Origin of the sequence: Halobaculum sp. MBLA0147 (assembly GCF_041361345.1) — an archaeon.
Lineage (GTDB): Archaea > Halobacteriota > Halobacteria > Halobacteriales > Haloferacaceae > JAHENP01.
In genome coordinates this window covers 693,643-719,722 of record NZ_JBGKAD010000001.1, presented here as the reverse complement: position 1 = coordinate 719,722, position 26,080 = coordinate 693,643, and the positions used below count along the sequence as shown (strand labels likewise).

The following is a 26,080-nucleotide window of genomic DNA, read 5'->3' as shown; positions in this document are numbered from 1 at the left end:
CAGTGTGAGCCGTGGTCACATAGCTGTCGCGGGGCTGGGAGTCGCGCGCACACGAGCCCACACCCTTCAAGCGACGGGGGGTCGGAGTAGACGGTGTGACTCGCCAGAGAGAGCGGCGCCACGTCGGGCGGCGGACAGCACTGGCTGCGACCGGCGCCACGCTCGCGACGGCGCTGGCTGGCTGTGTGGGCGGTGCCGGCGACGCGGCGTCCGACGGCGGTGACGCTGCATCTGGCGGCGGTGACGCCGAGACGGGCGACACCGAGACTGCAGACGGGAGCGACGACGCCGGCGAGCCGACGGTGACGGTCGGCGACCACGGCGTGGTGTTGCCGACGGTCGAGGCGCCGAACTCGCCGGCAGGGACGGTCGCGCTGGACCCACCGGACAAGGCGGTGCTCGTCGACTTCTTCGCCACGTGGTGTGCGCCGTGCAAGCCCGAGATGGAGCACCTCCGGGCGGTCCGCGAGCAGTTCGCCCCCTCGGAGTTGGCGATGGTGTCGGTGACGACGGAGACGGACGAAGCGGCAGTCGCCGACTTCTGGCGCGAGTACGAGGGCACCTGGCCGGTCGCCGTGGACCCGGAGCTGACGGCCTCGAAGCGGTACGACGTGACGGGCATTCCGACGATCGTCGTGCAGTCGGCCGACGGCGAGACGACACTGCGCCACACCGGCCTCGCTGGCACAGACAGACTCGTCGCGGGTGTCGAACGCGCGCTGGCGACCGGCGACGGAGGGTGAGCCGTGTCGGCCGACCTCTCGCTGGTCGCGTTCGCGTTCTCCGCGGGTCTCGGGACGTTCTTCGCTCCCTGCGCGTACCCGCTGTTGCCCGGCTACGTCTCCTACTACCTCGGGGAGACCGTGGGTGGCGGTGGGAAGAGCGACGAACGGGATACTACCGACGAGAGTGACGACGGTGGCGGTAGCGACGGATCTGCTCACGCGACCGACGGCGGTGCTGGCGGGGGAGTCGAGACGGCGACGGTGGACGACGCCACTGCGGGTGGTCCCAGGGCGGGGACCGCGAGCGACGCCACCGCGACCCACTCCGCACCCGCGACGGCGGGCCTCGGAACGGGTCGGGTCGCGGCGAGAGTCGCGAGTGGGCTCGCGCCGGTGCTCGCTCGGAGTCGCGCACGGCGGCTCGTCCGAGCGGCGACGGTCGGGCTCGTCGTCAGCGTCGGGTTCTTCGTCGTCTACGGCGTGCTCGGGGGGATCACGGCGGCGCTGGGCTCACGCGTGCTCGGGAGTGTCAGTGTGCTCGAGCTCGTCGTCGGCGTCGTCTTGGTCGTCGTCGGGACGGCGACGGCACTCGGCTACGACCTCCCGACGCCGACGGTCCAGTTACCGGAGCGCCGGCGGTCTGCCGGCGGGTTCCTCGCGTTCGGCGTGTTGTACGCCGCCGCGGCGGCGGGGTGTACGGCCCCGGTGTTCGTCGGGATCGGTCTCCAGGCGGTCGCGTCTGGCCCGACCACCGCCGTCACTGTCTTCGCGGCGTACGCCGGCGGAATGAGTCTCCTGATGGTCGCCGTCACGGTCGCCACCGCGCTCGGCCGCGACGCGGTGATCGGCCGGATGCGCCGGCACACGGCACTGGTCGAGCGTGGGATGGGGGTGTTGCTCGCGGCTGCCGGCGTCGTCCAGTTGTACTTCTTCCTCTTCCGGTTCGACGGTCTCCGCGTGCTCGGACTCGCCTGACTCGGGACCCTCTGGGTGCGTCGACTCGCCGCGTCGCGGTACGGTCGTGCTCGCTGCGGCGCGTCGACTCCTCGCGTCGTCGTGTGACGGTATTCTGCGAGGGTCTGCTCACGTCACCCCGCCGTCGCGGGGGTCGTACGTCTCGTAGGCCCCGCTGGCGGCGAGGTCGCGGAGCTCCTCGGCGACCGCCAGCACGTCGACGAACCGGGTGTACAGCGGGGAGGGACACACCCGGACCACGTTCGGCGGGCGGAAGTCGACGACGACCCCGCGATCCCGCAGCGCCTCGCTCAGCCGGTACCCCTCCGGGTGTTCGATCGCGACGTGGCCCCCGCGCTCGGTGGGGTCGCGTGGTGTCCCGACGGTGAACTCCGCCGGGAGCGCGTCGACCAACGCGATCAGGTAGTCTGTGAGTGCGACGGACTTCGCCCGGACGCGGTCGATCCCGGCCTCGCCGATCGTCTCGGCGGCCCCCTCGACGGGCGCGGCAGACAACATCGGGATCGTGCCGATCTGCCACGCGCCGGCCCCGTCGGCGGGGTCGAACGTCTGGCGCATCTCGAACTGCGTCTCCTTGTCGTTGCCCCACCAGCCGGCGAGCGCCGGCGTCGTGCCGTGGTGTCGGTCGGCGACGTACAGTCCCGCGACCGCTCCCGGGCCGGCGTTGAGGTACTTGTACGAACACCACACCGCGAAGTCCACGTCGTGGGCCGCGAGGTCGTGGGGGACGACGCCGACGGAGTGTGCGAGGTCGAACCCGGCGAGCGCGTCGTGCTCGTGGGCGGCCGCCGTGATCCGCTCCAGATCGAACAACTGTCCGGACCGGTACAACACCGACGGGAGGAAGACGATCCCCACGTCGTCGTGTGCGTCGAGTGCGGCCTCTACGTCCGCCGGGTGGATCGTCCGGCCGTCACGCGACGCGACCGTCCGGAGCTTCTCGTCGGGGTCGATCCCGCGCTGGCGGAACTGCGCGCGGATCGCGTAGTGGTCCGTCGGGAAGTCCAAGTCGTCGACCAGGACGGCGGGTGCCTCGGCGCTCGGCTCCGGCCCGCCGGGGGTGCCGGGCAGCGTGTCGAGGAACGTCCCGATCAGTGTGTGGACGTTCGTCGTCGTGGAGTTGGCGACGGTCACCTCCGACGGCGCGGCACCGACCAGCGGGGCGACCCGGTCGGCGAGGTGTTCCGCGAAGTGGAACCAGTCCGGATCGCCGTCCTCCCACCCGCGGATCGCCAACTCGCGCCACTCCTCGGTGACGCGGTCGAGACTCTCCACGGCGGCCGTCGACTGGAGTCCCAGTGAGTTCCCGTCGAAGTACAGTTCGTCGTCCGGGATCGAGAACTGGTCTCTGTACGCCGCGAGCGGGTCGTCGTCGTCCAGCGCCTCGGCGACGCCGCGGTCGAAGGGGTCGGCGTCCGGGTCGCGGGCGTACGCCGACGCCGAGTCGACGCCCGACGCCGGTGCTGACTCGTCGGCTGTCACACCTCGTCGGAACACCCCGACCGAGTTAAGCCCTCGTCGTCGGCGGGGTGTCTCTCCCGCTGGCCACCACACCGTCGCCGTCGAGTGGTGGCGACAGTTTCAGGGTCGGGCCGCCCGTGGCACGTGTATGTCCATCTTCTGGCACCGGCGGGACCTGCGTGCCGCCGACAACCGCGGGCTCCACGAGGCGACTGCCGACGGACCGGTCGTCCCGGTGTTCGTCTTCGACGACGCCGTGCTCGAGCACGCCGGCCCGCCACGAGTCCGGTTCATGCTCGACGCGCTCGCCGACCTCCGCGAGTGGTACCGCGACCACGGGTCGGATCTCGTCACCGTCCGCGGGGACCCGCGCGAGCAGCTCCCGGCGCTGGCCGAGCGGTTCGACGCCGACGCCGTCCACTGGAACGAGGACTACTCCGGACTGGCACGCGAACGCGACGCCGCCGTCCGCCGCGCGCTGGCCGACGCGGGGGTCGACCGCTACGACCACAAAGACGCCGTCCACCACGAACCGGGGTCGATCACGACCAACGACGGCGACCCGTACGCCGTGTTCACCTACTTCTGGAAGAAGTGGCGCGACCGCGAGAAGGCCACCCCGCTGCCGGCGCCCGACGCCGAGGAGTTGGCGGACGTGTCCGACGACACACTCCCGAGTGTCGAGGAGTTGGGCTTCGAGGAGCCGGAGGCGACCGTCCAGCCCGCGGGCACGGAGTACGCGCGACAGCGACTCGACGCGTTCCTCGACGAGGCGGTGTACGACTACGAGGAGCGGCGCGACTACCCCGCAGACGAGAACACCTCGCGGCTCTCGACGGACCTCAAGTGGGGAACCATCGGTATCCGCGAGGTGTACGAGCGGACCGCCGAGGCGGCGGCGCAGGTGTCGGGCGAGGCCGCCGACTCCGTCGAGGAGTTCCAGTCACAACTCGCCTGGCGGGAGTTCTACACGCAGGTGTTGTGGGCCCACCCGCACGTCGTCGCGGAGAACTACAAGGAGTACGAGAACGAGATCGCCTGGCGGACCGGGCCGGAGGCGGAGGAACACCTCCAGGCGTGGAAGGACGGCGAGACGGGCTACCCCATCGTCGACGCCGGGATGCGGCAGTTGCGCGAGGAGGCGTACATGCACAACCGGGTGCGGATGATCGTCGCCTCGTTCCTGACGAAGGACCTGCTGATCGACTGGCGGGAGGGGTACGACTGGTTCCGCGAGAAGCTGGCGGACCACGACACGGCCAACGACAACGGCGGGTGGCAGTGGGCCGCCTCCACCGGGACGGACGCCCAGCCGTACTTCCGGATCTTCAACCCGACGACGCAGGGGGAACGCTACGACCCCGACGCGGAGTACATTCAAGAGTACGTCCCCGAACTCCGCAGTCTCTCGGCGGACAACGTCCACTCCTGGCACGACCTCTCCGTCGGCCGGCGGCGGCAACTCGCGCCGAAGTACCCCGACCCGATCGTCGACCACTCCGAGATGCGCGAGCGCGCGCTGGAGATGTTCGAGCGGGCTCGCGGCGAGTACGAGGAGGAGGCAGCCGACGACTGACGTAGGTCGACAGGCGCCGTTCTCGGACGGTTCTTCCGTCACAGGTCCCTCTCGGACGGCTCTACGGTAGGGTCGGTCCGAGACGAGTCGGCTCGACGCGACCCGTGTGACCACGCAGTCGTCCAGAATTGGCCCACAAGTACAAACCGTTGGAACGCCCTACGACCGCCGTGAGCGACACACGGGTCGTGCACGTGACGACGAGCGACGAGTCCGCGCCGCTCGACGACCTGTGGGCCCGACTCCTCGACCCGGACGGGGTCACACGAGTCGGACCCGCGTCCCTCGCGACGCGGTGGAACGTGGGCGACGAAGACACGACTCCGGCGAGCGACGGCGGCAGTGCGACGGAGCGCGACGTAGCCGAGTCGGCCACCGACCTCCCCGCACCCGAGGCGGTCGACTGCGTGATCGTCGACGATCTCGGCGGGTGGGACGGGGACGCGACGGTACTCGTCGACGACCTCGACGCACTCGCCGGATCCGGTCGAGTACTCCTCACTGCGGCCGCTCGCGACGCCACGAGCGAGCGTGTCGAGGCGGCCGACACCGGAGCGGCGGACGGGACGGACGACACGCACGACACGACCACCACGTCTGCACGCGAGACCGACACCGCGACACTGCTCGGCCGGCTCCACGAGGCGACGCGGACGCTGATGCGAGCGGACGACCCACCGGCGGTGGCACGCGCCGCGACCGCGGCAGCCGACGACGTGCTGGGGTTCCCGATCAGCGGCGTCCGCCTGTACGACCCCGACGCGGAGGTACTCCGGCCGGTGGAGATGTCGCCGGAGACGGACGACCACGTGGGGCGCCGCCCGGCGTACTCCCGCGGCGAGGCGATCCACTGGAGAGTGTTCGACGAAGGGGAGAGTCGTGCCTTCGCGGACGTGAGCGAGATTCCGGACGACGTGGAGCGGTCTGGCTCCGGGAGCGTGATCTACCTCCCGCTGGGTACGTACGGCGTGTTCTCCGTCGGACGCGAGACCGGCGGCGAGATCACCGACCGAGACCGCCGGCTGGCGGAACTACTCGCGGCCAACACGACGGTCGCGCTCGACCGCGCGGATCGCGAGCGACGACTCCGGGAACGCGAGGGGGAGCTCACCGAGAAGAACGACAGACTCGAACGGTTCGCCGACGCCGCCGCCCACGACCTCCGGAACCCACTCAACGTGGTCGCGGCGAACGTCGACATCGCCCGCGAGAGTGCCGACGTGGTCGATCACGACCCGCTGGCGGCCGCCGCCGACGCGACCGACCGGATGGCGGAGGTGGTCGACCGGTACCTCACGCTGGCGCGCCACGGTCGCGTCGTCGAGGAGTTGGAGACCGTCTCCCTGGCGAGGGTCGCGGAGACTGCCTGGGCGACGGTCGCAACGGACGCGGCGACGTTGCGGGTGCCCCCCGAGGACTACTCGCTGGAGGCAGATCCGGAGCGACTGCGGACCCTGTTCGAGAACCTCTTTCGCAACGCGGTCGAGCACGCCGGTCCGGACGTGCGTGTCACCGTCGCCGGGACACCGGACGCGACCGGGTTCCTCGTGCGCGACGACGGCCCGGGGTTCGGCGACACCGATCCCACGGACCTGTTCGAACCCGGTGGGACCGGGAGCGACTCCGACGGGTTCGGCATCGGACTGGCCTCCGTCGAGCGGATCGCGGAGGCACACGGGTGGACCGTCACCGCCGCCGACGCCGCCGACGGCGGCGCCGTCTTCCGCTTCGAGACCGACCACCGGAGCGGGTGAACCCGCCGAAATCGAACCGGGAGCGGGTGGGGAAGCCGAAGCTCGAAACTGGAGCGGGTGCGGCCGCCGCGACCCGAAGCGTCTTCGCGGTCCGCACCCGTCACCGGGACGTGCACGTCGCCATCACGCTGTACGAGGGGTTCGACGAACTGGACGCTGTCGGCCCGTTCGAGGTGTTCCAGAATGCGGGCGCGGGCGGCGCCGACTGTTCGGCGCGGTTGGTCACACTGTCGCCGACGGACACCGTCACCGCGAGCCACGGGCTCCGCGTGGAGCCGGACGGCGTCCTCTCCGACCCCGACGCCGCGGACGCCCCCGACCTGGTGGTCGTCCCGGGCGGCGGGTGGAACGACCGCGCCGAGACGGGCTGTCGGGCGGAGTACGAGTCCGGCGCCCTCCCGACGGCGGTCCACGAACACCACGCGGCGGGCGCGACGGTCGCCTCCGTCTGTACCGGCGGGATGCTCCTCGCTGCCGCCGGCCTCCTCGACGGCCGACCGGCGGTGACCCACGCCAGCGCGCTGGACGACCTCCGCGAGACGGGTGCGGAGGTGCGCGAGGAGCGGGTCGTCGACGACGGCGACGTGGTGACCGCCGGCGGCGTCACGAGCGGGATCGACCTCGCCGTCCACCTCGTCGAACGCGAGTTCGGCGCGGCCGTCGCCGAGGACGTGACGACCACGATGGAGTACGAGCGCCGGGACTGACGCGGTACGCCGCCTCCCGAACGTTGTCACTGGAGTGGTGTCACCCGTTCCCGACCGGCAGCGCCGACTGTGTCCGATCGCCGACAGGTGTCGCGTGTCGAGCCTCGCGTTCGGTCGCGTCGGTGTGCCGTCGCGTGTGGCGTGGTAGCGTCTCTCTAATCAAAGTTTAACCCCAACGCGACCCACTACACGACTGGAGGAGATCAACTGTGACCGATTACGAACTCGACCCACTCCCGTACGAGTACGACGCACTGGAACCGCACATCTCGGAGCAGGTGCTCACCTGGCACCACGACACCCACCACCAGGGGTACGTCAACGGCTGGAACAGTGCCGAGGAGACGCTCGCGGAGAACCGCGAAGAACACGACTTCGGCTCCTCGGCGGGTGCGATCCGTGACGTGACCCACAACTCGTCGGGCCACATCCTCCACGACCTGTTCTGGCAGAACATGTCGCCGGAGGGTGGCGACGAGCCGACGGGCGACCTGGCAGACCGGATCGAGGAGGACTTCGGCTCGTACGAGGCCTGGAAGGGCGAGTTCGAGGCGGCTGCCGCGGACGCGTCCGGCTGGGCGCTGTTGGTGTACGACAGCTTCTCGAACCAGCTCCGGAACGTCGTGGTGGACAAACACGACCAGGGCGCGATCTGGGGCGGCCACCCGATTCTCGCACTGGACGTGTGGGAACACTCCTACTACTACGACTACGGCCCGGCCCGCGGCGACTTCGTGGAGAACTTCTTCGAAGTGGTCGACTGGGAGGAGCCGAGCGCACGCTTCGAGCAGGCCGTCGAACTGTTCGAGTAAGCCGACCACGTCGTTCGCGTTCACCTTCTTTCGCGCCGAGACACCGAGCAGCCACCGCCGTGTCCACCGCTCTGGCTCGTCGCCGCCGACGTGGTCTCGCGTCGAGCCCCCAGAGGCGGTAGGTTGACACCGGCGGCACCCGACCCGAGAGACGATGCTCCCAGACACGGTCCACGAGCTGTCGATCACCGGCCAGCAAGGCGACCAGACGCTGACGATCCACCCGCTCGCGGTCGAGACGCCGACGGGCCTGCTCCTGCTCAACGTGGGGCTCCCTGGCGGTGCAGACGACTTGGCTGCGGCGCTCGCGGACGCCGGCGACGGGTTCGACTTCGGCGACGTGCGCGGCGTCGTCGTCACACACCAGGACGGCGACCACGCGGGGTGTCTCGCGACCGTCCGCGAGCGCGTCGCGGCGGCTGCGGGCGCGGAGCCGACCGTGTACGCGCACGTCGCCGACGCCCCGTACGTGGACGGCCGCGCCGAGCCGGTCAAGACCGGCGACGACCGCTACCCGCCCGCCGCCGTGGACGTGGAGATCGTCGAGAACGTCACCTTCCGGACCGACGCCGGTCCGATGCGGGTCGTCGAGACGCACGGCCACACGCCGGGGCACGTCTCGCTGTACCTGCCGGACGCGAAACACCTGCTCGCGGCGGACGCGCTCCGCGTCGACGACGAGGGACACCTCGCCGGGCCACCGCCGGCGTACACGCCCGACGAGGAGACGGCGACGGAGTCCGTCGCGCGACTGGCAGAACTCACCGTCGAGTCTGTGACCTGTTTCCACGGCGGCACCGTGACGGCCGACGACGACCGGATCGCGGAGGTCGCGGCCGGGCTCCGCGAGGAGTGACACGGGTGTGACGAGTCACGAGGAGTGACACGGGTCGCGACGACACTCCGCGAGGGGTGCCACGGATGTGACGCGTCGCGACGACACTCCACGAGGAGTGACTCACTCCGCGACGACGCCGATCCCGGTGCCGTCGGCGGTCTCGGCGAGCGTCCGGGTGACCGTCGGGAAGTCCACGTCGGCGTCCGTGTCGAAGCTCGCCATCAGTCCGACGCGCGCCTCGTCGGCGCCGAGGAACGTCCGGTACAGCAGGAACTCGTCGAAGCCGCGGATCGTGAACTCGTAGTCGGTGTAGTGGAGCGACTCCCACGTCTCGCGGGTGACGTAGCCGTAGCGCTCGTTGTCGATGTACCGCTCCACGTCCAACTCCGCCACGCGCTGGGCCACGTCCTCCCGGAGGTACAGCGACTCGTGACCCGTCTCGTCGAACAGCCACACGTCCCGCAGCGTCCCGCCACCGGCGTCTCGCAGCGTCGTCACCAACTCGTCCCTCGGATCGGCCATAGTCGTGTGTCACGGTGGCACGCGACAAGAAGGCTGTGACCGACGGCTCCCGTCGGGCTCGACGCCGCACCACCGCGTGTGTCGGGTGCTGGCCCGGGTCACTCGACGACTTCGACGACGCCGATCATCCCGGAGGCACTGTGTGGCACACACTGGTACTTCACGACGCCCGGCTCCGAGAACGTCCGTTCGTAGGTCTCTCCCTCGGAGACGTAGTAGGAACTGGCGAAGCTGTCGTCCTCGGCGGCGACGTTGTGGCGACCGCCGCGGCCCGTCCACTCCCAGACGACGGTCGTCCCCGTCGAGATGCGGACCGCGGCGGGGTCGAACGCGAGCCCCTGGCCGGCGCCGACGGTCACGCGAACCTCGGACTCTCCGGTCCGGTCGGTGACGCCGTCGAAGGCGTTGGCGTTCGACAGGTAGCCGCCGTACGGGCCGTCGTCCGTCGACTCCAGACAGCCCGCCAGCGAGAGGACGAGCCCGCCGGCAGCACCCGCGAGGAGTCGCCGACGCGTGCTCGTGTGCTCGGGGTCGGTCATCGTCGGAGGGAGGTGCCCGACGGATTTGACTCCCGCGACATCTCCCGGCGAGCGGGAGTCGCCGGCGGTGGTGACCACTCGGCGGGCGAGGCACGTCGACGAGGGTGACGCCCCGGAGAGCGCGGTCCACCGGCGGCGGGGACGACCCGACGGGAGACACGCCGTCGGGTGGTTCGCGGCCCCCGACCCTTCCGACGAGCCAACACTTTTGTCGTGTGTCCACGACTCCCACGGTGTATGACGAACTTGGTGACGGAAGTGGGAGCGACGGTCGAGAGCAGTCCCGACGAGACGGCGGTCGCGTTCGACGGCGAGGCGTTCTCGTATCGAGAGCTGTGGGGACAGATCGGCGCGTTCGCGTCCGGACTGTCGAACGTGGGCGTGGAACCGGGTGACCGGGTGGCACTGTACCTCCCGAACCTCCCGCAGTTCGTCGTCGGGTTCCACGGCACGCTGCGGGCGGGTGGCGTCGTCGTCCCGATGAACCCCCAGTACAAGGCGCGCGAGATCGAACACCTGCTGAACGACTCCGGTGCGCGTGTCGTCGTCGCGCTGGCGGATCTCGCCCCGTTCGTCGAGGAGGTACGCGACGACACCGAGGTGGAGACGGTCGTCACCGTCGGCGGCGAGGTCGAGACGGGCGACCCGTTCCAGTCGTTCCTCGGCGACCCAGAGTTCGAGACGGTGCCGCGCGAGCCGGACGACGTGGCGTGTCAGCCGTACACCTCCGGGACGACCGGGCAGCCGAAGGGTGTGTTGTTGAGCCACGAGAACCTCCGGTCGAACGCGGAGGTCGCGGCGACACTCGCACCCGGGGACGGCGTCCACGAGGCCGACGAGATGCTCGGCGTGCTCCCGCTGTTCCACATCTACGGGATGACCGTGACGATGAACTCCGTGCTGTTCTCCGGGGCCACCTACTCCCCACTCCCGTCGTGGGACGTCGAACAGGCGCTGGAGGTGGTCCAGGCACGCGACGTGACGATGTTCCACGGTGTGCCGGCGATGTACAACGACGTCGTGACCACCGACGCGGGTGAGGCCGATCTCTCCGGGCTGCGACTGTGTGGCGTCGGCGGCTCGGGCATCCCCGAGGAGGTGTTGCGACAGTTCGAGGACCTGTACGACGCCGAGATCTACGAGGGGTACGGCCTGACGGAGACGAGTCCGGTCACGCACTTCAACACGCCCGACGACGGCCGTCGTGTCGGCTCCATCGGGACGGTGCTCCCGGGGATCGAGGCGCGGGTCGTCGACGACGACTTCGCCTCCGTCGACCCGGTGTCGGAGGGGCCGGTCGACGAAGACGAGACGGACCTCGACGAGGTGACCGGCGAGATCGTCGTCAGCGGGCCGAACGTCTGTCTCGGCTACCACGACCGGCCCGAGGCCAACGAGGCGTCGTTCACCGAACAAGACGGACACCGGTGGTTCCACACGGGCGACGTGGGGTACCACGACGAAGACGGGTTCTTCTACGTCGTCGACCGCGAGAAACACGTCATCGTCACGGGCGGGTACAACGTCTACCCGCGCGAGGTCGAGGAGCTACTGTTCGAACACGAGGCGGTCGCAGACGCCGCAGTCGTCGGGATCCCCGACGAGCGCCGCGGCGAGACGGTGAAGGCGTACGTCGTCCGGACACCGGACGCGGACGTGACCGAAGACGAGATCCGCGACTACTGTCTCGCGAACCTCGCCGAGTACAAACACCCACGCGAGGTGGCGTTCGTCGAGGAACTCCCGCGGACGACGACCGGGAAGGTCCAGAAGTTCGAGTTGGTCGAGCAGTCGGGGTAGGCCCCGAGATCCAAGTCGGGTGACGGGACCACACCCGTCACTCGTGACCGACGACACGGATCGAGACCGGAGAGAGACGAGAGTCGACGAGGTGACCGACGCGGCACGGACGGCGGCGGGTGCAGGGTGGCAGTTCTGTACCGACTGGGTCGACAGACGGAGTCGACTGATGCAGCTGCTCCTCGGTGGTGCGGTGACCCTCCTCTACGAGGCGTTTGCGCCGCTCGTCGACACTGCGGGGGCCGTGTGGAAGCTGACTGTGGCCACACTCTCGCCGACGGAGGCGTTGTTGGCACTCCTCGGTGTGCAGGTCGCACAGACCGTCTTGCAGGCCCGCAAACTTGACACGGTGACGGATCGAATCGGGAATATGGGCGAGACAGCCGTCACGGACGGGGGTCGTGAGACCGACGAGGACTGGCGGACCGGTGGTGGCATCCTCGGTGGCGCTATCGCGGGCGCCGGTGTCGGCTCCGCGTACGGACCCGAGGGATTCGTCGCCGGGCTCGTCTTCGGGACGATCCTCGGCGACACCTTCGAGGAGTGGGTCGGACGATCACACCGTTCCTCCTACGACGACCACACCGGCGTCGAAGAGCGGTGACGACTCCGACAGGGCAAAGTCGCTGCCACGCGACGGTCGGGTACGATGACCGACACGGACAACACGGACAACATGGACCACACCGGCACGGAGCTCGTCCACCTCGAACGCGACGACGGGATCGCACGACTCACGCTCGACGACCCGGACAAGCGGAACGCACTCTCCGTCGAGGTGGCGAACGGGATAATCGCCGCCGTGGACCACCTCGAAGGCACCGACACCCGCTGTCTCGTCGTCGAGGGTGCTGGCGAGGCGTTCTCCGCGGGTGGGGACGTGGAGGCGATGATCGAGCGCGTCGCCGAGGAGCAGTCGCTCGACGACTCCGTGCGACACGTGATCCGCAACACTGGCCGCTGTGTCCAGCGCGTGTACGAGTCGGAGTTCCCGACGGTGGCGAAGGTAGACGGCGCCGCGTTCGGCGCGGGTGCGAACCTCGCCATCGCCTGTGATCTCCAGGTGTTCCACGAGGACGCCGAGATCGGCTTCGGGTTCCGGCGGGTCGGGTTGGCCGTCGACTCCGGGACCTCGTTCCTCCTGCCGCGACTCGTCGGCACGAACGTCGCCAAGGAACTCGTCTACACCGGCGAGTTGCTCGACGCCGAGCGCGCCGTCGAGGTGGGGATCGGCAACCACGTCTACGACGCCGACGCCTTCGAGACGGAGGCGGAGGCACTGATCGAGGAGATCGCCAGCGGCCCGTCCGTCGCGTTGCGGACCTCCAAGCGACTGCTCGACGCCGCGGACGCGTCGCTCCGGCAGGCGATCGCCCGCGAGGCCGGCGCGCAGGCGGCCGTCTTCGAGTCCGACGACCACGCGGAGGGTGTCTCCGCGTTCATGGAACGGCGCGACCCCGAGTTCGAGGGGGAGTAGGCGGGGGCCCACTCTGCGTTCACTCGGAGGGACTCGGCAGGGACGGTGGTGTAGAACGGAGTCGGCGTCTCAGTCGTCGACGGGTTCGAAGACGTGTCGAACCACGTCGCTGTCGTCGTCCCACTCGAAGTTCCCGCCGTGGACCATCTCCATGCGGCGTTTGTAGGCGTCGAGATCCTCCGACCCCTCGGCGCGGGCGTCCTCGTCGGTGAGGTCCCCGAGCGTGCGGTGGTCGACACTCGTCACCTCGTAGGTGGTGCCGTCGATCTCGAAGGTGTCGCCCGCCTCCGCGTAGGCGTGGCCGCGGTGCATCTGTGTCACCTCGCCGTCCGCGACCATCTGCTGGACGCGGTCGTTCGGCAGTACCTCGCCGGCGTCGATCTCTGCCATGTCTCACCCGTCGGTCGCCACCGACGAAACGGTGTCGGCGCAGTGACGGCGACGGAACCGTCCGCACCTGCGTGCGGGCGAGTCGGCGACGGGTCGGTCCGGTCGTCGGGGTGGCCGGGTCCTGTCGTCGGGGTGGCTGGGTCCGATCGTCGGGGGGACGCACCGCCGTCGCCTATGGCAAGGTTTTCCCGCCGACCGGGCGTCGGGCCGACTATGACCGAGTACACGGTGGAGTTCGTCGGGACCGGCGAGGAGATCACGGTCTCCGACACGGAGACGATCCTCGCGGCCTGTATCGACGCGGGGATCGCTCAGGAGTACTCCTGCCGGGTCGGGATGTGTCTCGCCTGCTCGGCGAAGATCCTCGAGGGTGAGGTGAACCAACAGGTCGCCGTCGCTCGCGCGCTCACCGAGGAGGAGGCCGAGGAGTACGCGCTCACCTGTATGGCACGCCCCGCCTCCGACCTGAAGCTCGACCGCGGGAAGTACCCGCCGAGTATCGAGGACGACGCGACCGAGGAGTCGGCAGCAGACGGCGACGCCGCTGCGACGGCGGACGATTGAGTCCGGCGATGGGTACGGTTTCTCCCGGACACGAACGACTCCACGTGGCGTTCTGCTCCGCTCAGTCACCCGCCACCGCACAGTTGTTCGGCCCCAGTTCCGCCTCGAAGGCCGCCGCGGCGTCCAACTCCGTCTCGCCGAGGTTCGTCGCGACGATCTCCTCGTAGTTCGACGGCCGCGGCGGGAGCTCCGTCGCCACCCGGTCGACGAACGCCGCACGCTCCAACCCGAGGATCGGCAACTCGCCGACGGTCGCCAGCGGCGCGGTGTATCGCCCGTCGGTCCCCTCCGACAGCTCCGCCACGTGACCGGGTGCCAACACCGTCGTCGCCGGCAGCGTCAGCAACCGCTCGTGGAGCGTCTCGTAGGCTGCGCCGGCGAGTTCGCGTGCGGCCTCGCCGCCGCCCGCCTCCAGGTCCGGCCGTCCGACGCTAGTGAGAAACAGCGCGTCCCCGGAGAACAGGTGGCCCAACCCGTGGAGTGCGACGTGTTCGTGCGTGTGGCCCGGCGCGTGGATCGTCGTCAGGTCGGTCCCGTCGAGCGAGAGCGTGTCGCCGTCTTCGAGGAACCGGAAGTCCGTGCCGTCCGGCGACGCGAAGCCGCGCTCGCGGGCACCCGCCGGCAGGACTGGCCGCGCACCCGTGCGGCCGGCGAGCGCGTGGACCCCGCTCACGTGGTCCGCGTGGACGTGTGTGTCGACGGCGTACCGCAGCGTCGCGCCGAGAGCCGCGGCGTCGTCGGCGTACCGGTCGGTGAACGCCCGCAGCGGGTCGATCACGAGCGCCTCGTCCCCGACCGCGACGAGGTACGAGAGACACCCCGACGCCGGGCGCTGGTACTGTCGGATCGTCACGCGGTCTGGCTCCGGTGTCTCCGCCCGCACGTGTTCGGGGCGTGTCCCCGTCGCCACGTCGTCGGTGGGTGGGAGATCCGCCGCCAGCAGCACCCGCGCGAACCCGTCCATCCCCTCCGCGAGGTTGACCGCCGCCAGCCCTCGCTCGCGGAGCATCGCCGCCACCTGGTCGCTCGCCTCGCCGCGGCCACAGACCACGACGATCGGCTCCGAGAGCGCCTCGGGGACCGACTCGGTCGGGTCGCCGGTCGCCTCGGCCGCGACGAACCTCACGTGTGGCACCTGTCTGGCGGTGACCGCCCCGCCCGTCACGTGCCACCGCTCGAACTCGTCGCGGTCGCGAACGTCGAGGATCGACACCGGCTCGCCGGCACGCAACTGCTCGGCGAGCGCGGTGGGTGTGCGTGTCGTCTCCATGTCCGAACTCGGTGCGGGGACGGGGAAACGTTATCGCCCGGCGGAGCCTCCGTCCGGTATGGACGCCGAGACGTTCCGCGCGGATCTGGAGGCGGCGAAACGGACGGAACTGGACCGACTCGGGTCGAACAAGCTCCTGATCGCGCTGACGGACGCGACGCTGGAGACGGAGGCGGTCCTCCGTGCGGCCGCCGACAGCGAACACGCCGCGAGCGAGACGTTCCGGGAGTGGGCCGAGACGGAGTCGGACGCGGACGCCGCCGCCGCGTTCGAGTGGACCGGGGACCGGGAACTGGATCACCGCGAGCGCGTGCTGGCGACGCTCGCGGACGCCGTCGGCGAGGACGCGACCGGTGAGTCGGTGTACGATCCGAACGACGGCGGCACACTCCACACGTACCTCCGCGAGCGGACGGACACCGTCGAGCGTGTCGCCGCCGGCCTCGTCGGACGCCCGCTCGTGAGCACCCGGACGCACACGCAGGTCGTCTCCTTCTTCGTCAACGAGGCCGACGAGACCCGCGCCGACCTCTTCCGCGAGTTGAAGACGGAGACGGAGGCGGAACTCGACCGCGGGCTGGAGCTTCTCGACGACCTGTGTACCGACGCGGACGACTGGGAGCGAGCGCAGATGGTCGCCGAGTACGTCGTGCAGGTGGCGTACGACGACTACGCCGACGCCCTGACGGGGTTGGGTGTCGACGTGAAGCCGGTCTGTTGAGCGTCGGATCGGGAGCCAGCCCCGTCACCGTGGTGGACGGGTGGCTCCGTCTGGGCCCACTCACCGCCCGAACCGCCGTTTGCGCTGTTGGAACTCCAGCAGTGCGCGGAGGTAGTCGCGGCGACGGAAGTCCCGCCAGTTCACGTCCGTGAAGTACAGCTCCGAGTACACCGACTGCCAGATGAGGAAGTCGGAGAGCCGTTCGGCGCCGGTCTTGATCAGCAGGTCCGGCTCCTCGGGGAAGACGAGTCGCTCCTCGACGTCTTCGGCCGTGATCTCCTCCGGACGCAACTCGTCGGCGTCGACGGCGTCCGCGATCTCCCTGACGGCCGCCGCGAACTCGCGGCGGCCACCGAGGCCGATGTTCACCTGGACCGGCGCGTCGGCACGCTCCGTGTCCCCCGGGGCACGGACCGCCACCGGACGCGGTGCGTCGACGTTCGCCAACTCTCGTGCGAGTGTGTCGACGACGGCCTCGTCGAGCACCGAGACGGAGACGGTCACGCGGTCGGCCCCGTAGTCGAACGCCCACCCCAACACGTTCGAGAGCGTGTCGTAGGCGTCCTGTTCCAGCAGGTCCCGCTCCGTGAGCACCAGGGCGACGTGCTCCGGCGGCGGATCGTCTCGGAGCCGGTACCGGACGGCGAGGTAGGTGTCGTACAGCCCCACGTTCGCCCCTCCGGCGGTCTGGCTCAAAAGTGGCCCGGGAGCCGCCGCGACGACGAGGTGGCGAGTTCGTCTGTGCCCGGTCACTCGACGCGAGGGGGGTCACTCGACGCGGGGCGGGTCACTCGACGCGGGGCCAGGTACCCGACCCGAGACGAGACACCCGACCGGACTCGCTGCCCGCTCCGACCGGTCGACTCCGTGGATTTATCCGCTCGCCACGAGTACCGACACCTCAATGTCGTCTATCGAGCTCACGTCGAGTCAGCGCGACATCCTGTCGGCGCTCGTCGACCTCCACCGGGAACTGGAGGACGCGGTGAAAGGCGAGACGATCGCCGACGAGGTGGGACGCAACGCCGGCACGATCCGCAACCAGATGCAGAGTCTGAAGGCGCTCCAGTTGGTCGAGGGTGTCCCCGGGCCGAAGGGTGGGTACCGACCGACCGCACGCGCGTTCGAGGCGTTGGACGTCCAGCGGATGGACGAGCCGGCGTCGACGCCCATCGCCGTCGACGGCGAGGCGCGCGCGGAGTGGAACGTCCAGGAGATCGACCTCACGTCCGTCCACCACCCGGAACTGTGTCGCGCGGAGGTGACCGTCCAGGGGTCGATCCGCGACGTGGGCGACGGCGACAGCGTCACCGTCGGTCCGACGCCGCTGTCGAAGCTGGTGATCGAGGGCACCGTCGACGGGAAAGAGGAGTCCGCGAACACCCTCGTGTTGAAGATCGACGGGATGCGCGCACCTGCCGAAGAGCCACGCCACTGAGTCCGCCGCCGGTACTCCCGAACCGGTCGGCGACCGCGACACCGCCGTGTCGGCGTGAGTGAGCTGCCGTCGCGTCGGAGTGATCGGATGCCGTCGCGTCGGAGTGAGCAACACGACACTCTCTCACGGATCTGCGTCTGCGTCTCGACGCCCTGTCTTCTCTGGCTCCGGAACGGCACACTGCCGCCGACTCCGTCACGTCCGGTCGTCGAGGAAGTCCGTCGAGAAGGCGAGGTACGCCAGCACCGAACAGAAGAGAATCGGCGGGAGGATCATGAACCCCCACAACGGGTCGATCCCCCACCACAGCAACAGGAGCACGTCGGCGATCCCGAGCGCGAGGAACGGCGCGACGTAGACGACCGCTCGCCGCCGGTTGCGGTCGCCGCCGCCGAGGTCCGGATCGAGATCCGGGCGATCCTCGGTCGTCCCGTCCTCGTGAACTCCGTCTGCCATGTCCGGTACTGGTGGCCGCGCGGGCAAAAGCCGTCCGCTCGCCGGACGTGATCGCGCCCGTCACCACCCGATCGCGGTCACTGTCACCCCGTCGCGCCGTCCGACACCCCGACTCAGCCGGGGTCGGCGTCGTCGAGCCGCGAGGCGAGCGAGACGAGTCCGAACAGCAGGCCGACGACCAACCCGGCGAGACCGACACCGTACGCCGCCAGCGAGAGCCCGGAGACCGGGAGGGTGAGCACACTCGCGAGCGTCGCCGTCTCGGCTGGACTGTTCGACCCGAGCGTGTACCCCGCGACGCCCGCGAAGGCGACGACCGTCACCGCCGCGCCGATCAGGTACGGCCGGCCGTCGTCGCCCGGTTCCACGGCACCCGGCGAGTCACGCCCCGCGTCGCTCCGCCGTCCGCTCTCGGTCCCCGTGTCGTCGGTCACACGACGACTTCGCTCTCGCCGGGCTTCTCACTGTCGGAGTCGCGCCGGGCGCGACCGGCCCGCGGCGAGGACGGCCGCCCACGAGTCGTTCTCGGTGTCCTTTTGTCTGGAGTCGCCGAACGCGGAGGTATGACAGAGACCGTCTCGGAGCTGGTCGCCGCCGCGGAGGACACGCTGTCGTCGGCACACGTCCCGTACTCCGAGTACCGGGTCGGAGCCGCACTGGAGACCGCCGACGGCGAGGTGTTCGTCGGCTGCAACATCGAGAACGCGAACTACTCCAACTCGCTGCACGCCGAGGAGGTCGCCATCGCGGAGGCGGTCAAAGAGGGCCACACGGAGTTCGCCCGGCTCGCCGTCGTCTCCGGCGCCCGCGACGGGGTCACGCCCTGCGGGATGTGCCGGCAGACCCTCGCGGAGTTCTGTTCGGAGTCGCTGCCGATCTACTGCGTCGAGGGCGAGGCGGTCGTCGAGTACTCGCTCGGCGAGTTGCTCCCCGCCGCCATCTCCGAAGACACGCTCACCGAGAGTCGCGAGTGACCTCGTCGCGACCGACACCGACCGATGGGGTGGCTGGGACTCGCGGAGCGGTACTACGTCTACCGGGCGTTGGTGCCGGAGGGGTTCGTCTACCCCGTCGTGAACCTCTACCTCCAGGCACGCGGGCTCGGCTTGCGTGGACTCGGCCTCGCGAACGCGGCGTTCTTCCTCGGGATCGTCCTCGGCGAGGTGCCCACGGGCTACCTCGGGGACCGACTGGGCCGCCGGAACAGTCTGATCGTCAGCGCCGCGCTCGTCTCCACGACGATGGTGCTGTTCACCGTCGCGAGCAGTCTCCCGGCGTTCGTCGCGGTCTTCTGGCTGTGGGGTGTGGCGGTGACGTTCCGGTCCGGCAGCGGCGGCGCGTGGCTCTACGACGCCTTGGCCGAACGCGACGCCGCGGACGCGTTCACCCGCGTCCAGTCGCGCAGCGGCACCGCGTTCTTCGCCAGCAGCGCGGCGATGGCGTTGCCCGGCGGCGTGCTGTACGACGCGAACCGCGAGTGGCCGTTCCTCGCGGCGGCGGTCACGACCGGGCTCGGTGCCGTGTGGCTGGTCGGCCTCCCGTCGGTGGACGCGGCGGGTGACGACGAGTTCGCCTTCGCCGACGCCTGGGCGGTCGCCCGCGAGCGCTTCCCGACACACCCACTCGGGACGGGGCTCGTCGTGACGACGCTGTTGTTGTCTTTCCGAGAGGTCGCGACCGTGTTTCTCCAGCCACTCGCCCGCGACGCAGGTGTGTCAACGGAGTTGTTCGGGCCGCTGTACGCGGGGCTGATGCTCTGGGGTGCGGCTGTCTCGTACGTGGTCGACGACCTCCGACAGTGGCTCGGTACGAGTGGTGGAATTCTCGTCGCCGCCGGCTGTTTCTCTCTGCCGATGGCCACGGCAGTCGTCGTCCCTGCACTCGTCCTCCCGGCGTACGTCGCGATCCGCGCCGGAAACCGGATCGTCTACCCTCTTCGAAGTCAGTTCCTCAACGACCGGCTTCCGAGCGACGGCCGCGCGACGGTCCTCAGTGTCGCGAGTCTCGGGAGTGGACTCGTGTACGCCGGTGCTCGCGCGGTCGGCGGCGTCGCCGCGGAGTGGGTGGGGCCGGTCGCGACGCTGGCCGGCCTCGGCTCTCTCGCGCTGCTCGTCACCGTCGGCGTCCGGTTGGTCGCCGACCCGTTCGCGACCGATCCCGACGCCTACGGGGCGGACGGAGCGGCGGACGCGGGTGCCGTCGACGGAGCCGAGAGTGACGACTCGACGGGCGAGGAGCGCTCGGGAGAGAACTGACCGGGGTCCCTCGCCGGTCGCGAGCGCTTCCTGCGTCGGCTCACGGGTCGCTCCGCTCCCCGTTCGCCGCTCGTCGATCGTGTTCTCTCTGGTCGACCACACGACCCTCGCGGTCACACCGCTCGGCTCATCGAGGCCTCGCTCCGCTCAGCCTCGCACTCGCGGCTCACTTCGTTCGCCGCTCGTCTACCGTGGTCTCCCTCCGGTCGACCACGAGGTCACCGCTCGACTGTAGCGAGCGCTTCCCTCCGGACGGCTCACGGGTCGCTTCGCTCCCCGTTCGCCTTCCGAAGCCTCCCTCCGGTCGGCCTCGCTCTCACCGCTCGTCACTGTCTCGCGGCTCGTTACACTCGCCGCTCGACTGTAGCGAGCGCTTCCCTTCGGACGGCTCACGGGTCGCTTCGCTCCCCGTTCGCCTACCGTGGTCTCCCTCCGGTCGACCACGAATTCACCGCTCGTCGCTGTCCAACACGCGGATCTGGTCCCCACGGACCGTCACCGGGATCGGCACCGTCGCCTCGTACAGCTCCACCGTCACCTGGTCTTTGCCCTCGTCGATCCGCTGGACCTGCGCCTTCTCGCCCTTGAACGGCCCGGCGATCAGCTCCACGATGTCGCCCTCCGCGATCCCCTCCACGTCCGGAGTCGGCGAGAGGAAGTGCTCGACTTCCGACATCGACGAGCGACCCGCCTCGCCGTCTGGCCCCTCGACGAGCCCACGGGCGTGGGGGATCTCCTCCAGCACGCGACGGATGGCGGCGTCGTCGTCCGCCTCCACCATCACGTAGCTGGTGAGTTGGTCCGGCGCCAACGCGGCGTGGATCGACGGTTCGTCCTTCGTCGCAACCATGTCCGCCACCGTCCGCTCCTGGCTGGCGGTGGTCTTCACCGAGTAGATCGGCACTCAGATCCCCCCGAGCGTGACTGTCATGATCACGAAGATGAGGAACCCGAGCAGGCCCACGAGGAACACACCCGCGCCGGCGATCTTCGCCACCTGGGAGAACTCCTCCCACTCCGGGCGGCTGGCCAGCTTGAGGACCCGCACGTAGTCGCTCAACTCGTACTTCACGTCCATGTTGTCCGGCGCTACACCGGCGCCACTCGTATATCTGTTGGAACTGCGAGCCGACTGCGAGCCGGCCACGACACCACGACACGCCCGCGGCACTACGAGGCACCCGCGACACTGCGACAGCTACTCGACGAGAGCGGAGCCGTTAACACCACCCCGACGCCAGCCACGCCCATGTTGGACCGACTCCTCGGGCGCGCGAGCCTGCAGGCCGAGATCGACGAGCTGACCGAGGAACGCGACTCGCTGGCCGCCCAACTGGAGGCCGAGTCCGACCGCCGCCGCGAGGCCGTCCGCAAACGGCAGGACGCCGAGGAGCGCGTCAACCGCCTCGAAGACAGGATCGCGGAACTGGAGGACCGCCTGGACCGCTCCGACGAGGGGACGGACGCGGCGGTCGAAGTCCGTGGTCGCGAGACGCTCCGCCGAGAGCGGCTCTCGGAGGTGCTCGACCGACTGGAGAGCGTCGGAACAGGCCGCGAGGGTGCACTCTCCGCGGCGGTCGGCGCCGATCCGCCGGCGGCCGTCGCCGACGCCTTCGGCGACCGGGCGCCACTCGTCCGCCGGGTCGCGCCGGCGATCTGCTACCGCGACGACGCCGGCCTCGTGAGCGTCGCACTCGACCCGCCGATCCACCCCGAGCCGTTCCACGAGTGGGGCTCGTCGTTCCGCGTCGACCGCTCGTGGTTCGAGCCGACGGGCCGGTTCCTGTTCGCGCTGATCCGCTCCGACAGCTTCGTCGCGGGCGTGTACGCGGCCGACGAGCGGGTCGCGTTCGACCGCTTCGCCTCCGACGTGACGAGTGAACACGACAAAGGCGGGTTCTCACAGGCCCGGTTCGAACGCCGCCGCGAGGAGGAGATCGACGCCCACGTCGAGCGCGCCGACGAGCGCCTCTCTGACCTCGTCACCGAACACGGTCTCGACCGCGTGATCCTCGTCGGCGAGGACGGGATCGTCGACGAGCTCGCGGGCCACGCGGACCACACCGCCAGCGCCGACGCGACCGGCGACGACGAGGACGCACTCGACCGCGCGTTCCGCGACTTCTGGAGCACGCAGTTGACGCTGTTGTGATCACACGTCCCCGCGTGTGGCGACCACCGAACCGCGACGCGACTCAGCAGGCGCAGTAGTACTCGCCGACGCCGAACGCCCGTTCGAGCGCCGTCACCGCGGGCTCGGGGTCGGACGGTCGGTAGACGCCGGTCGTCAGTCCCCGCTCGGTCTCGAACGCGCCCGACAGCAAGGCGGTCCACTCCGCGCGCGAGAGCACGTCGCGGAACCCGGGCGTCGTCGCACACAACTCCAGGTAGTCTGGGAGGAACACCCACCGCGCGTCGTCGACGACGAGTGTCCCGTCGCCACTCGACGGGTTCGTGTCGTCGCCACTCGGCGGGTTCGTGTCGTCGCCACTCGGCGGGTTCGTGTCGTCGCCACTCGGCGGGTTCGTGTCGCCGTCCGCGGCGACCGCCCGCCCGTCGCCGTCAGTGTCCGACAGTGTCGCACCACTCTCCGGGACGGCGTCACAGTACGCCGCCGCCGGGAGGTTCGCTCCGGCTTCGACGGGGGCGGAGACCCACTTCCACGGACGGGTGTTCACGTCCAGCAGGACGTACGTCTCGCGGTCGGCGTCGTAGACGAACTCCGCCTCGCTGATCCCGTGGTAGCCCGTCTCGTCGAGGATCGTCAGCGCCCGCTCGGCGATGGCGGGTCGGTCGACGGTCTCGACGAGACAGGAGGTGCCGAACCCCTGTGGGAACCGCACCGCGGCGTTGCCGACGACGCCCAGCGCGTCGTGTCGTGTCAGCGGGTCGTCGTCACCTCGTCGCCCGACACCGGCGTACGAGGCGCCGTCGCTCGGCGGGACGTACGACGCCAGCGAGGTGTCGCGCCCCGTCTCGACGGGGACCTTCTCTTGGACGAGCACCCGCGCGTCGGCGTCGCGGGCGGCCGCGACGGTCTCGTCGAACTCCGCGCGGTCGCTCGCCTCGACGACGTTCGTCCCGAACGCCTCCTCGAACTTCCGCTTCCGGGCGGGCTTGATCACCAGCGGGAACCCGCCGACCGCCTCGATCGCCGCGTCCGCGTCCGTCTCGGTCAGGTCGCGCGTCTCCGGGTACGGCACGCCGTGTTCGTCGGCGAGACGATACAGTGTCGCCTTGTCGAGCACTCGGTCGGCGGCGTCCGGGTCGAAGGGGAGCCGCAGCCCCTCCACGTCGGCGGCGGCGAACGCGCGCACCCACTCGTCCATACAGCCGAACGCGACCACGTCCGTGCCGACGGCGTCGACGACCCGCGCGAGGTCCGTCTCGAAGCCGTCTGGATCGTCGAGTGGGTAGCGCACCTCCCCCGCGTAGTCGACCGCCGTCGACGACGGGGCGACGCCGTCCCCGTTCCGGTCGACCGCGATCACCGGCACGTCCAGCGCCGACAGCGCCCGCGCGACGCTCACGCCGGTGACGTGTGCGTTGGCGACGACTGCCGGTGGCTGCTCGAACGTCGCGTCCGCCAGCGTGGCGACGAGCTCGTCCGTCCCACGGAATCGGTCTGCCATACGCCCGGTTGACGCCGCCTCGGTAAAGCCTCCGGCGAACCGGTCCGTGTGGCCGGCGGTCAGCGAGTGATCCGGACGCCCTGGCGGCGGCGCGCACACCACCGCGAGCCGCGCGGTTTAATCGCCTCGCGCACCTCCCGGTGAGTATGAGCGAGGAGACGGCGACGGCGGAGACGCTCCCGGACCGCGCCCGGCGCGCGTTCCGGAGTCACGACTCGTTGAGTGATCCCGAAGACGGCGCGGCGGCGGTGACGAGCACGCCGTTCGACGCGAGCGTCGCGGCAGTCCCGGGCGAGGCGGGCGCGATCCGGTTCCGCGTCACCGTCACGGTGCCGTGGCTCTCGGACGTCGTCGAGGGGGAGTTGGCCGACGTCGTCGAGGACGGGTGGGCGGACACGTTCCGGCGGCGCGTGGAGTCCATCGGCGCGGTGACGGAGGGGGACCACGACCTGACGCCGACTGTCGAGGAGACGGACGCGGGGTTGGTGACGACGGCGACGCTGTCGGATCTCGACCACCGGCGCGGGACGAACGACGCCGTCGCGGTCGTCGACTACGTCGAGGGGACGTACGTCCAGGGTGTGATCCCGGGGTACGACTACACCGACCCCGTCGCCGGGCTGATCCAGTCTGCACGTGCGGCTGGCGGGAGCGAGGGGCTGTAGAGACGACCCGACGCCCAGCCGTCGTCACCGATCGACGGAACACCACTGACAGTCGTCGCGGTACCGGTTCCGGTTCCCGGGGGTGCCGGGCCGGTCCCACTCCTCGAACTCGTCGACGGGAACCTGTCTGCCGCCGGCACCGTCCAGCATCGGACAGTCCGCATCGTGGAGGCTCCCAGCGTAGACGACGGGCTCGGTCACACTCTCCAGTACGCCCGGAGGGGAATGAAACTCACGGTCGGGCCACCCTCCAACCTCGGCGGTGCTCAGAAGTCCGGCAGGTCGTCGGGGGCGTCGAACTCCGCCTCCCAGTCGACGTACTCGTCTTTCAGCACCTCGCACACGCGCTGGCCGAGTTCGGTGAGGCCGGCGTTGATCCCCGAGACGGTCTCCCACGAGTTCAACTCCGGGTGGAGGTCGCGTTCGCGCCAGTCTTCCGGGAGCCCCGGCGCGTGGTAGCCGACCCGGTCGGCGAAGTCGTCCCAGAAGAAGTCGAACCGCGAGACCAGCTCCAGGTCCTCCACGACGCGCCACTCCGACTCGTCGAGGCGACTCTCGGCGGCCCACTCGCTGAACGCCGTCTCCCAGGCGCCCTCCCGGAGGAACGTCTCCAGTTCCTCGCGGTGGTACTCGTCGCCCCCGACCTCCGCGTCCTCGTACTCGCTCGGGTCGACCGTGTTCAACGACGGCGGCTCCGGGACGGCGACGTCCAGTGACATACGGCCACCTACCCGCGCGTCGGTCTTGTGACTACCGCTCGGCTCCGCACCGGGCCGCGGGAGGCTGCGGTCCGCGCGCGACTCGGAGACGACTCCGCCACCCGCGAGTGTGCCGGAACGACAACCCGAAAGCCGACCGGCTCCGAGCACGCGTGTGATCACCAACATCGCGAGCGAGGCGACTGGCATGACGAGCAACGCCTTCCTGGTCGCCGGGCCCCCCGGCGTGCGGACACCGGCGACCGACGACGATGGCGACGCCGGCCGTCGTGTCCTGGTCGATACCGGCGCGAACTTCGACGCGCCCGCTGCGGTCCGCGAGCACGTCGACGACCTCGACGCGGTCGTCCTCACCCACACACACCCGGACCACGTCGGGACGCTGCCCGCGCTCCGGGAGGCGTTCGACGTGGCGACGTGGGGGTACGACACGAGTCACGACGCCGTCGACCGGGAAATCCCGGACGGCGGCACCACACGACTCGGCACCGGGACGTTCGAGGCACTCCACACACCGGGGCACAAAGACGACCACCTCTGTCTGTTCGACCGCGACTCGGGCGTGTTGTTCGCCGGCGACCTGGTGTTCGCGAACGGTGCGTTCGGTCGGACGGACCTCGCGGAGGGGGACCGCGACCTGCTCGTCGACAGTGTCGACCGGCTCCGCGAGTGGGTCGGCGACGACGTGACCGCCATCCACACCGGGCACGGACGGAGTATCGTCGACGGCCCCGCGGAGAGTCTGGAGTTGTCCGCCCGCGCCGCGCGGATGCGGTGAGGCGGT

31 protein-coding genes are annotated in these 26,080 nt (G+C 70.2%); 18 read left to right on the top strand and 13 right to left on the bottom strand.

All coding sequences use genetic code 11. The features are described 5' to 3' along the window. The first annotated feature begins 95 nt into the window (after positions 1–95). Both RYH80_RS03435 and RYH80_RS03430 read left to right on the top strand, forming a co-directional pair. Entirely contained in the window at positions 96–743 is a 648-nt protein-coding gene (locus tag RYH80_RS03435; RefSeq protein WP_370902466.1) for a TlpA family protein disulfide reductase, read from the top strand. Between the two features lie 3 nt (positions 744–746). Further along, complete coding sequence (locus tag RYH80_RS03430; RefSeq protein ID WP_370902465.1) at positions 747–1,700, top strand: cytochrome c biogenesis protein CcdA; 954 nt, start codon at positions 747–749, stop codon at positions 1,698–1,700. A 108-nt stretch (positions 1,701–1,808) separates the two neighbouring features. Here the strand turns inward: RYH80_RS03430 and kynU are convergent, their stop codons facing one another. After that, on the bottom strand, positions 1,809–3,182 hold the full coding sequence (gene kynU / locus RYH80_RS03425; RefSeq protein ID WP_370902464.1) for a kynureninase: 1,374 nt from the start codon (positions 3,180–3,182) through the stop codon (positions 1,809–1,811). A gap of 127 nt (positions 3,183–3,309) precedes the next feature. Here kynU and RYH80_RS03420 point away from each other — a divergent pair, with 127 nt between their 5' ends. From RYH80_RS03420 to RYH80_RS03400, 5 genes are all read left to right on the top strand, one after another. Then, positions 3,310–4,737, top strand: a complete 1,428-nt coding sequence (locus RYH80_RS03420; RefSeq protein ID WP_370902463.1) for a cryptochrome/photolyase family protein — start codon at positions 3,310–3,312, stop codon at positions 4,735–4,737. Positions 4,738–4,907: 170 nt separating this feature from the next. Further along, positions 4,908–6,491: a sensor histidine kinase gene (locus tag RYH80_RS03415; RefSeq protein ID WP_370902462.1), complete on the top strand. Its 1,584-nt coding sequence runs from the start codon at positions 4,908–4,910 to the stop codon at positions 6,489–6,491. 110 nt (positions 6,492–6,601) lie between these two features. Beyond that, a complete protein-coding gene (locus RYH80_RS03410) occupies positions 6,602–7,198 on the top strand; it encodes a DJ-1/PfpI family protein (RefSeq protein WP_370902461.1) in 597 nt (198 codons plus the stop codon). A gap of 209 nt (positions 7,199–7,407) precedes the next feature. Then, positions 7,408–8,010 (top strand): superoxide dismutase [Mn], encoded by a 603-nt coding sequence (gene sod / locus RYH80_RS03405; RefSeq protein ID WP_370902460.1) that lies wholly within the window; start codon positions 7,408–7,410, stop codon positions 8,008–8,010. A 154-nt stretch (positions 8,011–8,164) separates the two neighbouring features. Next, positions 8,165–8,866, top strand: a complete 702-nt coding sequence (locus RYH80_RS03400; protein ID WP_370902459.1) for an MBL fold metallo-hydrolase — start codon at positions 8,165–8,167, stop codon at positions 8,864–8,866. 102 nt (positions 8,867–8,968) lie between these two features. Here RYH80_RS03400 and RYH80_RS03395 read toward each other — a convergent pair whose 3' ends face one another. Next, on the bottom strand, positions 8,969–9,370 hold the full coding sequence (locus RYH80_RS03395) for a DUF7522 family protein (protein ID WP_370902458.1): 402 nt from the start codon (positions 9,368–9,370) through the stop codon (positions 8,969–8,971). A gap of 98 nt (positions 9,371–9,468) precedes the next feature. Beyond that, complete coding sequence (locus RYH80_RS03390; protein ID WP_370902457.1) at positions 9,469–9,909, bottom strand: halocyanin domain-containing protein; 441 nt, start codon at positions 9,907–9,909, stop codon at positions 9,469–9,471. Positions 9,910–10,146: 237 nt separating this feature from the next. Here RYH80_RS03390 and RYH80_RS03385 point away from each other — a divergent pair, with 237 nt between their 5' ends. Genes RYH80_RS03385 through RYH80_RS03375 form a run of 3 tightly spaced genes read left to right on the top strand, consistent with a single transcriptional unit; the run spans position 10,147 to position 13,186 of the window. Then, a complete protein-coding gene (locus tag RYH80_RS03385; protein ID WP_370902456.1) occupies positions 10,147–11,709 on the top strand; it encodes a long-chain-fatty-acid--CoA ligase in 1,563 nt (520 codons plus the stop codon). Between the two features lie 43 nt (positions 11,710–11,752). Beyond that, positions 11,753–12,313 (top strand): hypothetical protein, encoded by a 561-nt coding sequence (locus tag RYH80_RS03380; RefSeq protein ID WP_370902455.1) that lies wholly within the window; start codon positions 11,753–11,755, stop codon positions 12,311–12,313. Between the two features lie 45 nt (positions 12,314–12,358). Further along, positions 12,359–13,186: an enoyl-CoA hydratase/isomerase family protein gene (locus RYH80_RS03375; protein ID WP_370902454.1), complete on the top strand. Its 828-nt coding sequence runs from the start codon at positions 12,359–12,361 to the stop codon at positions 13,184–13,186. 69 nt (positions 13,187–13,255) lie between these two features. Here RYH80_RS03375 and RYH80_RS03370 read toward each other — a convergent pair whose 3' ends face one another. Beyond that, a complete protein-coding gene (locus tag RYH80_RS03370; RefSeq protein WP_370902453.1) occupies positions 13,256–13,576 on the bottom strand; it encodes an ASCH domain-containing protein in 321 nt (106 codons plus the stop codon). 213 nt (positions 13,577–13,789) lie between these two features. On the opposite strand from RYH80_RS03370, the gene RYH80_RS03365 reads away from it, so the two are divergent. After that, positions 13,790–14,140: a 2Fe-2S iron-sulfur cluster-binding protein gene (locus RYH80_RS03365; RefSeq protein ID WP_370902452.1), complete on the top strand. Its 351-nt coding sequence runs from the start codon at positions 13,790–13,792 to the stop codon at positions 14,138–14,140. A gap of 61 nt (positions 14,141–14,201) precedes the next feature. Here the strand turns inward: RYH80_RS03365 and RYH80_RS03360 are convergent, their stop codons facing one another. Further along, the gene (locus RYH80_RS03360) at positions 14,202–15,410 is read right to left on the bottom strand and encodes an MBL fold metallo-hydrolase (protein WP_370902451.1); all 1,209 of its coding nucleotides are present in this window, start codon (positions 15,408–15,410) and stop codon (positions 14,202–14,204) included. Between the two features lie 58 nt (positions 15,411–15,468). Between RYH80_RS03360 and RYH80_RS03355 the strand changes: the two genes are divergently transcribed. After that, positions 15,469–16,131 carry a ferritin family protein gene (locus RYH80_RS03355; RefSeq protein ID WP_370902450.1) on the top strand — a complete coding sequence of 221 codons (663 nt, stop codon included), beginning with the start codon at positions 15,469–15,471 and terminating at the stop codon, positions 16,129–16,131. 60 nt (positions 16,132–16,191) lie between these two features. On the opposite strand, the gene RYH80_RS03350 is transcribed toward RYH80_RS03355, so the two are convergent. Next, on the bottom strand, positions 16,192–16,800 hold the full coding sequence (locus RYH80_RS03350) for an undecaprenyl diphosphate synthase family protein (protein ID WP_370902449.1): 609 nt from the start codon (positions 16,798–16,800) through the stop codon (positions 16,192–16,194). A gap of 235 nt (positions 16,801–17,035) precedes the next feature. On the opposite strand from RYH80_RS03350, the gene RYH80_RS03345 reads away from it, so the two are divergent. Then, positions 17,036–17,569: a TrmB family transcriptional regulator gene (locus RYH80_RS03345; protein ID WP_370902448.1), complete on the top strand. Its 534-nt coding sequence runs from the start codon at positions 17,036–17,038 to the stop codon at positions 17,567–17,569. A 195-nt stretch (positions 17,570–17,764) separates the two neighbouring features. Here the strand turns inward: RYH80_RS03345 and RYH80_RS03340 are convergent, their stop codons facing one another. Continuing rightward, the gene (locus RYH80_RS03340) at positions 17,765–18,025 is read right to left on the bottom strand and encodes a DUF8142 family protein (protein ID WP_370902447.1); all 261 of its coding nucleotides are present in this window, start codon (positions 18,023–18,025) and stop codon (positions 17,765–17,767) included. Positions 18,026–18,138: 113 nt separating this feature from the next. After that, positions 18,139–18,459 (bottom strand): DUF7520 family protein, encoded by a 321-nt coding sequence (locus tag RYH80_RS03335; protein WP_370902446.1) that lies wholly within the window; start codon positions 18,457–18,459, stop codon positions 18,139–18,141. A gap of 129 nt (positions 18,460–18,588) precedes the next feature. On the opposite strand from RYH80_RS03335, the gene cdd reads away from it, so the two are divergent. Both cdd and RYH80_RS03325 read left to right on the top strand, forming a co-directional pair. After that, on the top strand, positions 18,589–18,999 hold the full coding sequence (cdd, locus tag RYH80_RS03330; protein ID WP_370902445.1) for a cytidine deaminase: 411 nt from the start codon (positions 18,589–18,591) through the stop codon (positions 18,997–18,999). A 24-nt stretch (positions 19,000–19,023) separates the two neighbouring features. Next, the gene (locus RYH80_RS03325) at positions 19,024–20,280 is read left to right on the top strand and encodes an MFS transporter (RefSeq protein WP_370902444.1); all 1,257 of its coding nucleotides are present in this window, start codon (positions 19,024–19,026) and stop codon (positions 20,278–20,280) included. Between the two features lie 448 nt (positions 20,281–20,728). Here RYH80_RS03325 and RYH80_RS03320 read toward each other — a convergent pair whose 3' ends face one another. Then, on the bottom strand, positions 20,729–21,184 hold the full coding sequence (locus tag RYH80_RS03320) for a transcription elongation factor Spt5 (RefSeq protein ID WP_370902443.1): 456 nt from the start codon (positions 21,182–21,184) through the stop codon (positions 20,729–20,731). Then, positions 21,185–21,358, bottom strand: a complete 174-nt coding sequence (locus RYH80_RS03315) for a protein translocase SEC61 complex subunit gamma (protein ID WP_370902442.1) — start codon at positions 21,356–21,358, stop codon at positions 21,185–21,187. 171 nt (positions 21,359–21,529) lie between these two features. Here RYH80_RS03315 and RYH80_RS03310 point away from each other — a divergent pair, with 171 nt between their 5' ends. Then, positions 21,530–22,432 carry a Vms1/Ankzf1 family peptidyl-tRNA hydrolase gene (locus RYH80_RS03310; RefSeq protein WP_370902441.1) on the top strand — a complete coding sequence of 301 codons (903 nt, stop codon included), beginning with the start codon at positions 21,530–21,532 and terminating at the stop codon, positions 22,430–22,432. A 43-nt stretch (positions 22,433–22,475) separates the two neighbouring features. On the opposite strand, the gene RYH80_RS03305 is transcribed toward RYH80_RS03310, so the two are convergent. Next, the gene (locus RYH80_RS03305) at positions 22,476–23,912 is read right to left on the bottom strand and encodes a carboxylate--amine ligase (protein WP_370902440.1); all 1,437 of its coding nucleotides are present in this window, start codon (positions 23,910–23,912) and stop codon (positions 22,476–22,478) included. 146 nt (positions 23,913–24,058) lie between these two features. Between RYH80_RS03305 and RYH80_RS03300 the strand changes: the two genes are divergently transcribed. After that, the gene (locus RYH80_RS03300; protein ID WP_370902439.1) at positions 24,059–24,577 is read left to right on the top strand and encodes a DUF5813 family protein; all 519 of its coding nucleotides are present in this window, start codon (positions 24,059–24,061) and stop codon (positions 24,575–24,577) included. A 24-nt stretch (positions 24,578–24,601) separates the two neighbouring features. On the opposite strand, the gene RYH80_RS03295 is transcribed toward RYH80_RS03300, so the two are convergent. Then, positions 24,602–24,778, bottom strand: coding sequence for a hypothetical protein (locus RYH80_RS03295; RefSeq protein WP_370902438.1), 177 nt, complete (start codon positions 24,776–24,778; stop codon positions 24,602–24,604). Positions 24,779–24,843: 65 nt separating this feature from the next. Next, positions 24,844–25,296, bottom strand: a complete 453-nt coding sequence (locus RYH80_RS03290) for a DUF7992 family protein (protein ID WP_370902437.1) — start codon at positions 25,294–25,296, stop codon at positions 24,844–24,846. A 154-nt stretch (positions 25,297–25,450) separates the two neighbouring features. Between RYH80_RS03290 and RYH80_RS03285 the strand changes: the two genes are divergently transcribed. Beyond that, the gene (locus RYH80_RS03285; RefSeq protein WP_370902436.1) at positions 25,451–26,074 is read left to right on the top strand and encodes an MBL fold metallo-hydrolase; all 624 of its coding nucleotides are present in this window, start codon (positions 25,451–25,453) and stop codon (positions 26,072–26,074) included. The last annotated feature ends 6 nt before the right edge of the window (positions 26,075–26,080 follow it).

Bases quoted from the DNA above. Each gene is read 5' to 3' on its own strand.
- RYH80_RS03420 (WP_370902463.1), top strand. From the start codon at position 3,310: ATGTCCATCTTCTGGCACCGGCGGGACCTGCGTGCCGCCGACAACCGC.
- RYH80_RS03400 (WP_370902459.1), top strand. From the start codon at position 8,165: ATGCTCCCAGACACGGTCCACGAGCTGTCGATCACCGGCCAGCAAGGC.
- RYH80_RS03395 (WP_370902458.1), bottom strand. From the start codon at position 9,370: ATGGCCGATCCGAGGGACGAGTTGGTGACGACGCTGCGAGACGCCGGT.
- RYH80_RS03390 (WP_370902457.1), bottom strand. From the start codon at position 9,909: ATGACCGACCCCGAGCACACGAGCACGCGTCGGCGACTCCTCGCGGGT.
- RYH80_RS03385 (WP_370902456.1), top strand. From the start codon at position 10,147: ATGACGAACTTGGTGACGGAAGTGGGAGCGACGGTCGAGAGCAGTCCC.
- RYH80_RS03375 (WP_370902454.1), top strand. From the start codon at position 12,359: ATGACCGACACGGACAACACGGACAACATGGACCACACCGGCACGGAG.
- RYH80_RS03370 (WP_370902453.1), bottom strand. From the start codon at position 13,576: ATGGCAGAGATCGACGCCGGCGAGGTACTGCCGAACGACCGCGTCCAG.
- RYH80_RS03365 (WP_370902452.1), top strand. From the start codon at position 13,790: ATGACCGAGTACACGGTGGAGTTCGTCGGGACCGGCGAGGAGATCACG.
- RYH80_RS03360 (WP_370902451.1), bottom strand. From the start codon at position 15,410: ATGGAGACGACACGCACACCCACCGCGCTCGCCGAGCAGTTGCGTGCC.
- RYH80_RS03355 (WP_370902450.1), top strand. From the start codon at position 15,469: ATGGACGCCGAGACGTTCCGCGCGGATCTGGAGGCGGCGAAACGGACG.
- RYH80_RS03345 (WP_370902448.1), top strand. From the start codon at position 17,036: ATGTCGTCTATCGAGCTCACGTCGAGTCAGCGCGACATCCTGTCGGCG.
- RYH80_RS03340 (WP_370902447.1), bottom strand. From the start codon at position 18,025: ATGGCAGACGGAGTTCACGAGGACGGGACGACCGAGGATCGCCCGGAT.
- cdd (WP_370902445.1), top strand. From the start codon at position 18,589: ATGACAGAGACCGTCTCGGAGCTGGTCGCCGCCGCGGAGGACACGCTG.
- RYH80_RS03325 (WP_370902444.1), top strand. From the start codon at position 19,024: ATGGGGTGGCTGGGACTCGCGGAGCGGTACTACGTCTACCGGGCGTTG.
- RYH80_RS03315 (WP_370902442.1), bottom strand. From the start codon at position 21,358: ATGGACGTGAAGTACGAGTTGAGCGACTACGTGCGGGTCCTCAAGCTG.
- RYH80_RS03310 (WP_370902441.1), top strand. From the start codon at position 21,530: ATGTTGGACCGACTCCTCGGGCGCGCGAGCCTGCAGGCCGAGATCGAC.
- RYH80_RS03305 (WP_370902440.1), bottom strand. From the start codon at position 23,912: ATGGCAGACCGATTCCGTGGGACGGACGAGCTCGTCGCCACGCTGGCG.
- RYH80_RS03300 (WP_370902439.1), top strand. From the start codon at position 24,059: ATGAGCGAGGAGACGGCGACGGCGGAGACGCTCCCGGACCGCGCCCGG.
- RYH80_RS03290 (WP_370902437.1), bottom strand. From the start codon at position 25,296: ATGTCACTGGACGTCGCCGTCCCGGAGCCGCCGTCGTTGAACACGGTC.